Annotated in this window: 11 protein-coding genes; 5 read left to right on the forward strand and 6 right to left on the reverse strand. The window is 58.6% G+C overall.

What is annotated here, in order from left to right:
• Positions 1-68: 68 nt before the first annotated feature.
• The 6 genes from IPI80_RS12770 to IPI80_RS12795 all read right to left on the reverse strand — a co-directional run bounded on the left by IPI80_RS12770 (position 69) and on the right by IPI80_RS12795 (position 7,965).
• Positions 69-2,801: an MtrB/PioB family decaheme-associated outer membrane protein gene (locus tag IPI80_RS12770; RefSeq protein WP_413860636.1), complete on the reverse strand. Its 2,733-nt coding sequence runs from the start codon at positions 2,799-2,801 to the stop codon at positions 69-71.
• An 18-nt stretch (positions 2,802-2,819) separates the two neighbouring features.
• Positions 2,820-3,779 (reverse strand): DmsE family decaheme c-type cytochrome, encoded by a 960-nt coding sequence (locus IPI80_RS12775; protein WP_413860638.1) that lies wholly within the window; start codon positions 3,777-3,779, stop codon positions 2,820-2,822.
• A gap of 45 nt (positions 3,780-3,824) precedes the next feature.
• Positions 3,825-4,184: a c-type cytochrome gene (locus IPI80_RS12780; protein WP_413860640.1), complete on the reverse strand. Its 360-nt coding sequence runs from the start codon at positions 4,182-4,184 to the stop codon at positions 3,825-3,827.
• 153 nt (positions 4,185-4,337) lie between these two features.
• Positions 4,338-4,985 carry a response regulator gene (locus IPI80_RS12785; protein ID WP_413860642.1) on the reverse strand — a complete coding sequence of 216 codons (648 nt, stop codon included), beginning with the start codon at positions 4,983-4,985 and terminating at the stop codon, positions 4,338-4,340.
• A complete protein-coding gene (locus IPI80_RS12790; RefSeq protein WP_413860644.1) occupies positions 4,982-7,024 on the reverse strand; it encodes a PAS domain S-box protein in 2,043 nt (680 codons plus the stop codon). Before IPI80_RS12790 ends, IPI80_RS12785 begins: the two co-directional genes overlap by 4 nt.
• Entirely contained in the window at positions 7,021-7,965 is a 945-nt protein-coding gene (locus tag IPI80_RS12795; protein ID WP_413860646.1) for a phosphoglycerate mutase, read from the reverse strand. Before IPI80_RS12795 ends, IPI80_RS12790 begins: the two co-directional genes overlap by 4 nt.
• A gap of 39 nt (positions 7,966-8,004) precedes the next feature.
• Between IPI80_RS12795 and IPI80_RS12800 the strand changes: the two genes are divergently transcribed.
• From IPI80_RS12800 to IPI80_RS12820, 5 genes are read left to right on the forward strand one after another with little or no spacing between them, the layout of a single operon-like run.
• A complete protein-coding gene (locus IPI80_RS12800; RefSeq protein ID WP_413860830.1) occupies positions 8,005-9,261 on the forward strand; it encodes a lipoprotein-releasing ABC transporter permease subunit in 1,257 nt (418 codons plus the stop codon).
• Positions 9,254-9,967 carry a lipoprotein-releasing ABC transporter ATP-binding protein LolD gene (gene lolD / locus IPI80_RS12805; RefSeq protein ID WP_413860648.1) on the forward strand — a complete coding sequence of 238 codons (714 nt, stop codon included), beginning with the start codon at positions 9,254-9,256 and terminating at the stop codon, positions 9,965-9,967. The genes IPI80_RS12800 and lolD overlap by 8 nt, the downstream gene beginning before the upstream one ends.
• A complete protein-coding gene (locus IPI80_RS12810) occupies positions 9,967-10,821 on the forward strand; it encodes a TatD family hydrolase (RefSeq protein WP_413860650.1) in 855 nt (284 codons plus the stop codon). The genes lolD and IPI80_RS12810 overlap by 1 nt, the downstream gene beginning before the upstream one ends.
• Before the next feature lie 6 nt (positions 10,822-10,827).
• Positions 10,828-11,586, forward strand: coding sequence for a spermidine synthase (locus IPI80_RS12815; RefSeq protein WP_413860652.1), 759 nt, complete (start codon positions 10,828-10,830; stop codon positions 11,584-11,586).
• Positions 11,583-13,385 (forward strand): GspE/PulE family protein, encoded by a 1,803-nt coding sequence (locus tag IPI80_RS12820; protein WP_413860654.1) that lies wholly within the window; start codon positions 11,583-11,585, stop codon positions 13,383-13,385. Before IPI80_RS12815 ends, IPI80_RS12820 begins: the two co-directional genes overlap by 4 nt.
• Positions 13,386-13,504 lie beyond the last annotated feature (119 nt).

Genomic DNA, 13,504 nt, shown 5'->3' on the forward strand with positions numbered 1-13,504 from the left:
TGCTATTAAAAAAACGGGGCCAGTGTGACTGGCCCCGCAATCGCATCGCTAATCGCTAACTGGGCTTCTTAGAACGAGAACGTGTAAGCAACACCCAGGTTCTGCACCGTGTAGTTGGGAGCTTGCTCGTTGGTGGGCATGAAGTTGGTACCGGTTCCAAACTGGTAGCCGTCATAACTCCAGTCCACTGCCTTGGTCATTGAGTAACCGTAGCTCAGGCGAACCGCAGACTTCTTGTCCAACGCATAGCGACCGGTGATCCGCAGTTCCGTTGTATCTGTTGTTATGGTGGGGAAGGCTGAGGCAGCGATGTAGTAGTTGGCAATGCCGCCTGGCTGTACAACCGCAGTGATCGACGCAAGTGGGTTGGCAATGTAGCTGCCGCCTGTGACATCAATATCTGTACGGGCTCGTGACCATACCAGCGTTGTGCTCAGGTCCAGCTTGCCGCTGAGCAGGCCCTTCTGCTTGAGTGTCCAGCCCAAGGTGTCAACCTTGTCGTGCATCTGGTTGGACCAGTTTAGGCAGGGGTCCGTTTTGGCATCACGCACCTTGCCGGCAATCGTGCCGTAGCAAACCGATGGCGAGATGTTGGTGTTGCCGGCATTGCCAACATACACATTGGTTGCAGTCAACGGGGCGTTGGAGCCATAAGCATCGCCCGCGCTGGTAGACGTCTTGTCTTCGTTGGAGTAAAACACCGATGTGCCAAAGTTTTCGCTTACGTCGTAGGCGCCTTCCACATTCAAAGTGCGGCCTTGCGAGCCTTGAAGACCGTAGAGCGAATTTTGGTAGTTGTCTTTGTCATAGTCATAGCTGGCCGTTAGCGAGAAAGCGTCGGTTGCCTGCCAGTTCAACGATGTGCGCAATTTGTCTCGGTTGCGGTCCGCCATATTGAAGCGGCGCATTCCAATCAACTCGTTGATGTTGTTGCGGCTGCCATACAAAGCCTGCGGAAGGATATTGTTGTTGGGACTGTAGATGGCCGCATTGCCAGTCAGTGCCGTGGATGGCAGGCCGGCCAGGGGGCCAAATCCGGTCAAACCATTGGCCATCAGGAAGGTGTAAGCGCTTTGCGTGGCTCCCACACCAGCCCCCAGCGTGGGAATGACATTGGCATAGGGCGTCAGCGCCAGGAAGGCGTTTTCGTCATAGTTCACCGTGCGTGCCGAACGGGCGTAGCCCAACCTTGCGTCCAGGTCGTCAGTAAGCTTGCTCCTCCATTGGGCGCGCAGGGTGTTTTCCTTGGTGGTGGGGGCATCTGCGCAGTTGATCCACGAGCCATTGCAGCTGCGGTCTATCTGCTGAGCGTCGTAGCCAAACTTCAACGCGTTGTCACGGTTGACCTTGTAGTCGGCATCCAGGTTGAGCTGACTTAGCTTCTTGCTGTAGGCCCGGTTGGCGTACATATTCAGATTGCTGCCCTGACCGGCCAGCCATGCATTGACGCCCGACTTGGTTTCGTTTGCGTCCTGAAAGTAGTACGTGTTGATCGGCGTCTGGTTGTCGCGATTTTCGTATTTGAAATTTGCCGTCAGGCCCAGACTCTGCGTGGCTTTGGAGGTGAGTTTGGCATTGAAACCTGTTGTCACCACCACACCTTGCAGGGATGTTCCAGGCAGGCCCAAGGGGAACTGCGCATTCTGGCCAGCGGTCACGAATGCTTCATCCTGTGTATTGCGTGCAGTAGACGCATTCCACACAAACTTGGTAGCGGGACTGATGGTGTAACCGCCAGTGAGATTGATTTGGTGGAACTGGTTGCTCGGTGCTCCGGCAATCGTACCGGTCTTGGTGGGGTCACTGATGTCGTTCCATGCGACCGACTTCACGTCGTTGACAAACAGTGATCCGTAGTATTCTGCCGAGAAGAAGCTCTTCGCACCCCGATAGTTCAGACTGACGTTGTACTGGTCGGTGGTCTGGTTGATGGGGTCCGCAAGTGTGACTGCGTATTCGCTGACCTGCGATGTCACCACGCTTAGCGGCTTGTAGCCTGTCTTGTTCTCCCGCTTGATGCTGGCCTTGATGTTCCACTGGTTGTCAATCTCGATCGACGCTCCGGCACTGGTTGCGCTGCGCTTGGTGTAGAGATTGACGTTGCGGAAGTCTGCCAGATCAGCTGCGCGATTGCCCGCCAGCTTGTTGAGTGTGGCTGCAGTGGGCGGAACGACGACACCATTGACAAGTGCATTGGCCGTGCCAGCCGTTGGGTCCAAACCGCGCAGGTTGGTGCTGGTACTGGTATTGGTGGTAGCGGTTCCGGAAGCTTGCGGAACGATGGGCTTGACCCAGTTCGATGGCAATAGGAAGCTATTCCCACCTTCCCCCAGATACGGCGTCTGATAGGTGTCGGAGCGGTTGCGCAGCAACTCGTCATAACCCAGATTAATGCGGTAGGAGCCCTGCTTGCCAAAGTCGGCGGACAGGTTGCGGGTCTCCAGGCCCAGATCGGTACCGGTGATGTGGTAGCGCGTGGCGTCTTCGCTGTCGTAGCTACCGCCACCGCGCAGGTCAAAGTTCAGGATGGCGGTCGTGCCCTGCTTTTGCAAGCCGTTGTATTCACCAAACTTGTACGAAGTATTGCTGCCGTTGCTGTTGGGCACCACGTTGTTGCGGTTCTCGTTGTTTGTGGGGTTCACATACATGGCACCAATCTCGACGGTGCTGCGAGGTTGTGTCAGTTCTTCTACGGTCGCATCCTGCGCCTGTGCGGCTGACACCATGGCCATAGCAACCATGGCGCTGTGTACTGCTGCCACTGAGAGCCGGACGGGAAACCGATTCATGTTCGTTTTCATATCAATTTCTCCAATTTTTTATCGCTGTAATTTCGCACCGGCGGGATGGTTGGAACCATGGACCAGCGAGTGGCAGTTCATGCAGGCCCGGCCACTGAGCTGTGCCGGTGGGCTTTGGTTGGCCACACCTTGTGCGCCGTTGACGCTGATGACGTTCCCGCTGGGCAAATTGCCGCCGCTGTACAGGGTCTTGCCGTGGTCACCGCTGTGGCATTGCTGGCACAGGAAGGGTGCGCGGGTCTTGAGCAGGGGCGTATTGGTCGAGCCGTGGGGGGTGTGGCAGTTGGTGCAATCGTCGGTTACCGGGCTATGCTCCCACAGGAATGGGCCGCGTTTTTCAGCATGGCAGGTATAGCAGGTCTCGTTGACGCTGTTTTTTACCAGCAACTTCGGACCGGTCGAGCCATGGGGGTTATGGCAATCGGAGCAGGCCATCTTGCCAGCAGCAATCGGGTGGGTCGAGATGCGGTGTGTCTGAGCGCGCTCAGTCTTGTGGCAGGTGAAGCAGACTTCAGGCTGCGTGGCCTTGTTCAATACCTTGTCGTTGCCGCCATTGTGGTTGGTGTGGCAACTGGTACAGGCCATACCCTGGCCCTGGTGCTGGCTGCCCTCCCAATGGCTGCGCTTGCCGGCCTGGTGGCAGGAAATACAAGTGGTGTTTTGTACCGACGCATCTGACGCTGTCTTACCTTTGCCAAATACAACGTCAGGCGACTGGGCTTTGTCTTTCAAGTGATTTGTGCTGCTACCGTGGCATGACTGGCAACCAGGCGATCTTTCGTCTGCCTTGTTCCCATGGCGTGTCTTGTAAACCGAGAGAATGGCCTTGTCCGATCCTTCATCGTGACAACGGGTGCAGACTGCGTCCCCCTTGAGGGTACGGTCTACGGAGGTGGCGTCCGCGGCATGTGCGTTGACGCCAAATGTAGCGGCCGCCAACAGTACACACAGGCCAACAATTTTCTGGAGCAATTTCATGTTGATTCCTTTTGCCTCAAGGGGTCATTCGGGTGTCTTGGCGGCTTACTGGGCCAGGATCCAGTCCACCAGGTTCTTGATCTGCTCCATGTCTTTGGGCGGACTGGTTTTTACGATCTTGTGCTCTTCCTCATGGCCATCAGGGAATTTGGCCTTTTCACCGGAGGTGATGTGCTCAATCAAACGGGCTTCGGCATTGGCCTTGCCCTTGTACTTCTCGGCCACCTTTTTGTACGCAGGTCCATCCTTGTCCTTTGCAACGGAGTGGCAGGTCAGGCACTTGTTTTGACGGGCCAGTGCCTTGGCGGCTTCCTCGTCAATCGCCGCATGGGCAGCAGGCACCAACAGCAGCACTGCGGAGCCCACCAATGCGAAATTCAAAACTGACTGAACTATTTTTTTCATTTTCATCACCTTTTCGTTGCTTGAATCCATGTGTGGTGGGCACACGCGGTCCACCATGCGTTGGAAATCATTTTCCCAACGGGGGTGACTTACGGATATAGGCAGGCGATGAAATTGACCATAGGAGTATTCCTATGGTGAGTAGGATTCATCCTACTCGCGAGTCAGGTCGAGTAGTTCATGCTCGACCGCGTAACGGAACAAATCCACATTGCTGGTCAGGTTCATCTTGGCAAAGATGTTGGACTTGTGGGTGCTGACGGTCTTGATGCTGAGCGACAACTTGGCGGCAATGTCGGTCAGGCTCGTACCCCGTACGATCTCACCAAAAATCTCGAACTCTCGGTCTGAGAGTTGGGTGTGGGGCATTGAGTCAAAACGGGGTGATATGGCAGTTGCCAGTAACTCAGCAACCCGTGGGCTGATGAAAACTCCCCCAGATGCCACCTTTCGGATGGCTGGCACCAGGAGATTGCTGTCGCTCTCCTTGGACAGGTATCCAGAGGCACCCGCGCGGATGGAGCGTACCGCGAACTGCTCTTCCGGGTGCATGCTGAAGATGAGTATGGGTAGCTTGGGTCGCTCTGCTTTTACCAACCGAATGAGTTCTATGCCATGGCGACCTGGCATGGACAGGTCCATGAGCATCATGTCCCAGTTCCGGCTGCGCACCTGTTCCAGGGCTGCGTTGCCATCGCAGGCCTCCCCGGCGACGATCAGGTCCTCGGTGTCGGCCAAAATCTTGCGCAAACCGTCGCGGATGATGGCGTGGTCGTCTGCGACCAGGACCGAAATGCTCATACTGTTGCCCCCAAAAAGCTGGCGAGTTGGAGCGGGAGTTTGACCTCAATGGTGGTGCCCGAGTTCAAATCGCTCAGGACCAAAAAAAATCCACCCATTGAGATGGCGCGCTCCCGCATGCTGATCAGACCGATACCGTCTCTGCGTCGCTCGGGGTTCGCCATGCCTTTGCCGTTGTCCTGCACCACCAGCATCAGATCTTTGTCGTCGCAACGGATGGATATATCGACCTGACTGGCATTCGCGTGCCGGGCGATATTGGTCAGGGACTCCTGGATGATGCGAAACAGGCCGCTGGCCATTGCCTGGTCCATGACCACTTTTGCACCTGCCAGGTCCAGCTTGGTCGCAATTCCCGTGCGCTTGGAGAACTCACCTGCCTGCCAGGCCACCGCATCGGCGAAGCCCAGGTCGTCCAAAATCAAAGGACGCAGTTCACTGGAGATGCGCCGTACCGATGACAGGGCGGTGTCGAGTGATTTGCGCATGCCATCCAATTCTTCGGTTGTCACTTCGCGGCCTTCACGCAGTCGGTTGCAGAGCCACGAAAACTCCAGCTTCAACCCCGTCAATTGTTGGCCCAGCTCATCGTGCAGCTCGCGTGAGATCCGGGAGCGTTCCTCTTCACGAACGGTCTGTAGTGATTCTGAAAGTTGGCGCAGTTGCACATTCATCTCACGCAGGTTTTCCTCATTGCGACGCCTTTCGGTGACATCCCGCAAGACAGCAGTCATCTGTCTTTTGCCGCCAATGCTGGTCTGTGAAACGGTGGACTCAATCGGAAATTCGGTGCCATCGGAGCGCCGACCCGTTACATCCAGCTGAACCCCCATGGCTTTGGATGCAACGCCAGAGCCAATGAAATCATTCACATACTGGCGGTGCGTGTGGGCAACTTTTTGGGGTAGCAGCAATTCCAGTGGGCTTCCAAGGGCGGCACTGGCTGATAGCCCGAACATGCGCTCAGCGGCTGGATTAAACACCAAAATCTTGTGTGCTTCATCCACGGCAACGATGCCATCCATGACCGAATCAATGGTTTGATGGTAGCGATCATTGGCGCCACTAAGCTCCGTTGAAAGCGCGTCCTCGCGGTTCAGTTCGTTGATCAGCAGGCCTGCCGCCCCAATAATCAGCAGACACATCAGAACTGCACCGGCAGCGATGGGCCACGCAGTCTCGCGCCAGGAATACAAGGCCTCTTGTTCGTCATTGGTTACGCTCACCAGCATAGGAAATTGGTCGGTATGGCCCAGTGCGAAGCCTTGGCGTCCACCATCGCCGCGGGCGTGGGTCAGCATGCGCACATCGTCACCGGCAACCGGTAAGCGGTCAGTACCCAGCTCGGGCGCACGGTCGCCAATCTGCGATTCCCGGTGTGGAATACTCGCAACGAGAGTTCCGTCTGCCAAGTAGATGGAAAAGGGGCGTTCAAAGTCGAGCTTTACGTAGTTGTACAACTGCTCGAATGCAGCAACATTGACCGACACCACCACCAGGCCCCGAAATTTGCCATCCAGACTATTGAGCCGCCGTGCCAAGTGCCAGTTCCATGTGCCGTCAATTCGGCTGCGCACTGGGCGGTCAATAAAAAGGCTACTGTTTTCGGCACTCAAAAATGCTTTGAAGTAATCCCTGTCCAAAACAGTCGTCGGTGGCAGGGGCTGTTCGCGCGACGAGTTGACCACGTTGCCTTCGGCGTCCACGATAAAGAGCGAGCGCAGATGCCGGTTAGATCCAGCGCGCGCATTGAGCAGCAAGTGTGTTGGCACGCTGTTCAGTTCAAACTGGCTCCCATAAGGGTTTTGCAACCTCTCCTGTACGCCTTTGAGCACGGCATCGATGCTTTCGAGGTTTTGCTCGGTCTGACGCATGAAAACCTTGGTCAGGCTGATGGTCTCGATGCGGGCGTGTTCCAGTTCCCGTGCTCTCAGGTTGAACAGTAGGAAAGCGACTGATATTGCCACCGTGAGAACCGCCACCAGAGCCAAAAATCCCACGGCACGCGTCGGTTGAATCTGGAGGCGAACCCGGTTCATAACGACTGCAACAACTGCTGCGGCGAGGCAGTAGAAAAGCGTTGCTGGATGCGGCTCCACCACGGCTTGTCTTGCAGCTCCAGGGTGGCGGCCATGCGTTCACCGCACAAGGTCAGTTTGACGGACTTGCCGGCCTTGGCGCTTTGAACCAAATCGGCCAGTACGGTGGCGTCCAGGGTGGCCCAGGCGGCAGTCCAGACCTTGGCATCGTCGCGCAAGGCTGATTGGCGCAACGCGTCTACACACTCCAATCGTTCACTCACCGGGTTGGGCTGTGCTTCGGGTGAGCCCGTGCCGCTGATCCAGAACGCGTTCACCGTGGTGGCACCACGCGCCTCACGGGCAACATTGACTGCATGGGTGTGGAGCAACATCTGCATCTCGTTGTGCAGGCGTTGGAGGGATTTGGGCTGTTTTTGTTGGTGCAACCAGACATCCACATGGGTGCCAGCTACCCGCTCCAGCGATGTGGTGGGCAGATCCCGAAAAACCTCGCCAAAGGCAAGCCAGGTGCAGTCAGACAGGCTGTGCAACTCGATACCATCTTCGGCAAAGTAAGGCTCCATGGCGTTGCGCAGGGTTTCGCACTCCGTTGCGCTCAGCGCCAGCTCGTGCGGGTCTTTCATTGACAGGTGGTGGGACTGTGCGTCCAGATGGCAGGGTGTTAGCCAGGCCCAGCCAGCATTGCCGCGCGTTTTGGTCAGGCCCAGATGTTGGGCGTCGATAGCAGCCCAGGGAATCAGGCCATCGGCTCCTTGCAAGCCTTCGCTGTTGGCCCGTAGGCGTTCGGCCAGCGGTGACAGGGAATCGGGTGAGCCCAGCATGGGTGGGGTGGGGGTAAGCAGATTCAGCAGTTCGGTGAAGCGCGGAAGTTCCAGCTTTTGTATAGCATCCTGGCATTGACGACCAGGCGGGGCGGCGTGGGAAATAAGCAAGTGCATGGGTCGATTGTCCTGCATGGATGCCACAATCCGATCATGATGAAATTTCCATATGAACTGCGCATCGGATGGCGTTACACCCGTGCGGGGCGTACCACCCGGCGAAACGGGTTTATTTCGTTCATTTCCGGCGTGTCCATGCTGGGCATTGCATTGGGCGTGGCGGCCCTGATTATCGTACTCAGCGTGATGAACGGTTTTCAAAAAGAGGTGCGCGACCGCATGTTGGGTGTGATCTCCCATATTGAGGTCTACGCCAAGGATAGCCAGGCGCTGCCCGATCTGGCAAAAACTTTGAGCCAGGTGCGCGCAAACCCCGAGGTCATCGGTGCTGCACCTTTTATAGCAGCTCAGGCCCTATTGGCGAGGGGTGAAGACATGAAGGGTACCATGATACGGGGCATAGACCCGGCCCAGGAGCACTTGGTAACCGACCTTGTCAACGGCGAACAGGCCGCCGTGTTGGCCAAGCTGATCCCAGGTGAATTCGGCGTCGTGTTGGGTATTGATCTGGCCAAGTCGTTGGGTGTGCGTCCTGGAGACCGTGTCACCCTGGTGGCACCCAGCGGCCAGGTTACACCGGCCGGCGTAGTGCCGCGTTTGAAGCAGATGACGGTGGTGGGCACGTTTGATTCCGGCAATTTTGAATACGATTCGGCGCTGGCAATGGTGCATGTGGACGATGCAGCCAAAATTTTCAGGCTCGAAGGCCCCTCTGGCGTGCGCCTCAAGCTGCGTGACTTGCACGATGCCCGCCGTGTGGCTGACGAACTGAGCCAAACCTTGACCGGTGACCTTTACATCCGCGACTGGACCCGCCAAAACCGCACTTGGTTTGCGGCCGTGCAGGTAGAAAAGCGCATGATGTTCATCATCCTCACCCTCATCGTGGCGGTGGCAGCATTCAATCTGGTCAGCACCCTGGTGATGACGGTGACGGACAAGCGTGCCGACATTGCCATTCTGCGCACGCTGGGGGCCAGTCCGGCCAGCATCATGGGTATCTTCGTCGTGCAGGGCGCCATGGTGGGCGTGATCGGCACGCTGGCAGGCTTGGCGCTGGGCCTGGGGGTGGCGTTCAACATCGACGTCATCGTGCCGGCGCTGGAACATGCGTTGGGTGCCAGCTTTCTGCCCAAGGACATCTACCTCATCAGCCGCATGCCCAGCGATCCGCAGCAGTCCGACATCGTGCCTGTCGCCGTGATTTCCCTGGTCATGGCCTTTGTGGCCACCCTGTACCCCAGCTGGCGTGCCAGCCGTGTCAATCCTGCCGAGGCCCTGCGCTATGAGTAGAGATGCTACCCCCACGTTCACCCCTGGCGCCAATGTGGTGCTCAGTGCAAAAGGCCTGACCAAGCGCTTTACCGAGGGCCGGTTGGACGTTACCGTGCTGCAGGGCGTGGACCTGCAAGTGTTTCAGGGCGAGACGCTCGCCATCGTGGGCACCTCCGGTTCGGGCAAGAGCACGTTGTTGCACTTGCTGGGCGGCCTGGATGCCCCCAGCAGTGGTACGGTGGAGTTGCACGGTACAGACCTCGCCTTGCACAGCGCAGCCGAACAGGGCCGCTTGCGCAACCGGCATCTGGGTTTTGTCTACCAGTTCCACCACCTGCTGCCTGAGTTCAGCGCGCTGGATAACGTCGCTATGCCATTGACCATTCGGCGTCTAGCCCTCGCAGAATGTGCGCAAACAGCTACTAAAATGCTAGCAAGTGTGGGATTGGAGCACCGCTTGCACCACCGCCCAGCCGAGCTGTCGGGTGGCGAACGTCAGCGCGTAGCGATTGCCCGCGCCCTGGTCACCCGCCCGGATTGCGTGCTGGCCGACGAGCCCACCGGCAACCTGGACCGCGCCACGGCCGACGCCGTGTTTGACCTGATGCTGGAGCTGGCCCGCGCCAACGGCACCGCCTTTGTGCTGGTGACACACGACGTGGCGCTGGCGGCACGTTGCAACCGGCAGTTGAAGCTGGTGTCGGGGCGGCTGGCCGAGATTTGATGCAGTCCGCCATGGTCTGGATCGACACCCATTGCCATTTGGACGCTGCCGAATTCGATGCGGATCGCGAAACTGTGCGTGAACAGGCCCGCGCGGCCGGAGTGCAGCACTGTGTGATTCCGGCGGTCGCGCGCGCCAACTGGGACACGGTGCGAACTCTGGCGCAGTCCACTGGCGACAGCTATTGCCTGGGCATTCACCCCCTGTACGTTCGCCTGGCGAATGATGATGACTTGGTGGCGCTGGCAACGCAACTACAGGCCCACCATGCCGATGCCCGGTTGGTGGCGGTGGGCGAGATCGGCTTGGACTATTTTGTGCCGGAGCTGCGGACCAGTCCTTTGGCAGAGCGCCAGGAGCATTTTTACCGCGAGCAGTTGAAGCTTGCGCGCCACTGGCAGCTGCCCGTGGTGCTGCATGTGCGCCGCTCGGCCGACCGCCTGCTCAAGCACCTGCGCGCGGTGGGGCAGGGTGGGTCGTGGTTCGGCATTGCCCATGCCTTCAACGGCAGCGAAACCCAGGCGATGGAATTTATCAAGCTGGGCTTCAAATTGGGTTTTGGCGGTGCGGTCACGTTTGAGCGGGCCCTGCAACTGCGCCGCCTGGCACAGACCCTGCCATTGGAGAGCATGGTGCTGGAAACCGATGCGCCCGATATGCCTCCGCATTGGCTCTACACCACCGCCCAGCAGCGACAGGCCGCAGTGGAGCAGGGGCGCAACGCGCCGGGCGAGTTGCCGCGCATCGCCGCCGTGCTGGCGCAGTTGCGTGGCATACCGCTTGAGGAGCTGACAGAGGCCACCACGCACAACGCCCGCCAGGCTTTACCTCGGCTTGACGCCCTGCTGGTATAAATCCCCATGGTCAACAAAGATACCCTGCACCTTCCGGAAGTGAACTTTTCCGATGAAGGGTCCATTCGCCACCTGCACCTCGATAGCATCTGGATACAAGGCTCCATGCTGGTGGATGCACCCACCGTGCTGGTGCACGAATACATCCAGCGCATGATGGCCTGGCTGCTGTTTGTGGAGCCCGCTACCGTGGCCCAACGCCAGGCCTTGCAGCTTGGCCTTGGGGCCGCTTCGCTCACCAAGTTTTGCCACAAGGTGTTGCGCATGCAAACGGCTGCGATCGAACTCAATCCGATGGTGCTGGCTGCGTGCCGGGGCTGGTTCAAGCTGCCCCAGGATGACAAGCGCCTGCAGGTTATCCTGGGCGATGCCGAGCAGGAAATCAAGAACCCACGCTGGCAGGGCGCAGTAGATGCCCTGCAAGTGGACCTGTACGACCAGGAGGCTGCCGGCCCGGTGCTCGATAGCGTTGAGTTTTACGCCGACTGCCGCAAAACCCTGACCGACGAAGGCTGCATGACGGTCAATCTGTTTGGTCGCTCGTCGAGCTTTAAGCGCAGCGTAGACAACATGGCCGCCGCTTTTGGTAAAGAGGCCCTGTGGGCCTTCAAGGCTACTCGGGAAGGCAATACCGTGGTGCTGGCCCAGCGCACTCCCACACGCCCGAGCCGCGCCGTACTGATGGCGCGGGCCGACACCATTCAGCGCCAATGGGGCCTTCCGGCCGACAAATGGGTGCGCGTTTTTAAACCGGTGAATCCATGAGCACACACACACACACACACCAAGCCCACCAACCCCATCCAACCCCGAAGAGCCACACCGGGCCGCTGGACTGGCGTCGTTTGGTGGAGTGGCTACAGGTGGATCGCGTTATCTCCGAGGAAGAGGCCACCCGCACCATTGCACGTTGCGCCCAGGCCGAAAGCGCGCAGCACCCGCTGGTGCGCCTGGCCAGCGTGTCCATGCGCCGCGCAGTGGACAACAAGCCTTTGGACATTGAACTGCTGACCCAGTGGCTGGCAGGGCGGGTGGGTATGGACTACCTGCGCATCGACCCCCTGAAAGTGGACGTGAGCCGGGTGGCGGATGCCATGGGTGCCGTGTATGCCGAGCGTCACCGGATCCTGCCTGTGGTGGTGAATGCCAGTGAAATCACGGTGGCCACGTCTGAACCATTTGTGATCGACTGGGTGGCCGAAGTAGAGCGCCAGTCGCGGCGCCGCGTGCGCCGTGTGCTGGCCAGCCCGCATGAAGTGCACCGTTACACGGCTGAGTTTTATGCGTTGGCCAAGTCGGTCAAGGCGGCCAACAAAGGCGGTGTGAACAATGGCGCCACCTTTGAGCAGTTGGTGGAACTGGGCAAGTCCAACAAGCAGCTTGATGCCAATGACCAGAGCGTGGTGCAGGTGGTGGATTGGCTGTGGCAATACGCCTTCGACCAGCGAGCGAGTGATATCCACCTGGAACCCCGGCGTGAGCAGGGTGTCATTCGCTTCCGTATTGACGGTGTATTGCACCAGGTCTACCAGATGCCGATGGGCGTGCTCAACGCCATGACAGCGCGTATCAAGTTATTGGGCCGCATGGACGTGATCGAGCGCCGCCGACCGCAAGATGGCCGCATCAAAACGCGCAACCCCGGTGGGGATGAGATCGAGATGCGGATTTCCACCCTGCCCACCGCCTTTGGCGAAAAAATGGTGATGCGTATTTTTGACCCCGATACCGCTGTCAAAGACCTGGACGCATTGGGCTTTTCCACCCATGATAGCGTGCGTTGGGAGAGCCTGGTCAAGCGCCCGCACGGCATCATTCTGGTGACCGGCCCCACCGGTTCTGGCAAGACCACCACGCTGTATTCCACCTTGAAACGGGTGGCCACCGAAGAGGTGAATGTGAGCACGGTGGAAGACCCCATCGAAATGATCGAACCGTCCTTCAACCAGACCCAGGTGCAGCCGCAACTGGACTTCGGTTTTGTGCAGGGCCTGCGGGCCCTGATGCGCCAGGACCCGGACATCATCATGGTCGGTGAAATCCGCGACACCGAAACCGCTGAAATGGCAGTGCAGGCCGCGCTGACGGGCCACCTGGTGTTCTCTACCCTGCACACCAACGATGCGCCATCGGCCGTGACCCGGCTGATGGAGCTAGGTGTGCCGCAGTACCTCATCAACGCCACCTTGCTGGGCGTATTGGCCCAGCGCCTGGTGCGCACCCTGTGCAAGCAATGCAAGGTGCGGGACGAAGACACCACGCGCGAGATGCTGGCCGAGATGATCAAGCCCTGGCAGATCAACGGTGGCTTCAAGCCCTACAAACCTGTGGGTTGTGTGGACTGCCGCATGACGGGCTTTTTGGGCCGCACCGGGCTGTATGAGTTGTTGACCGTGTCCGATGCTTTCAAGGCCAAGGTCACGGTGGACCCCAGTATTGACAACCTACGCCGCCAGGGCATTGCCGACGGCATGCGCCCGCTGCGCCTGGCCGGTGCCCTGCGGGTGGCCGAAGGGTTGACGGTGATGGAAGAGGTGCTGACCTCCACGCCGCCGCTGAGTTGAGGCGTCTGGGAGGGCCGCAGCTTGGGCTTTACCGTGGATTTACAAAGTGGGTACGTACAAAATACAGGGTAATCCCTATACTGCATCCAAATTCAAATACGGGCAATGAACGGGAAATC

The organism is Candidatus Aalborgicola defluviihabitans (genome assembly GCF_016705985.1).
GTDB classification, from domain to species: domain Bacteria; phylum Pseudomonadota; class Gammaproteobacteria; order Burkholderiales; family Burkholderiaceae_C; genus Allorhodoferax; species Allorhodoferax defluviihabitans.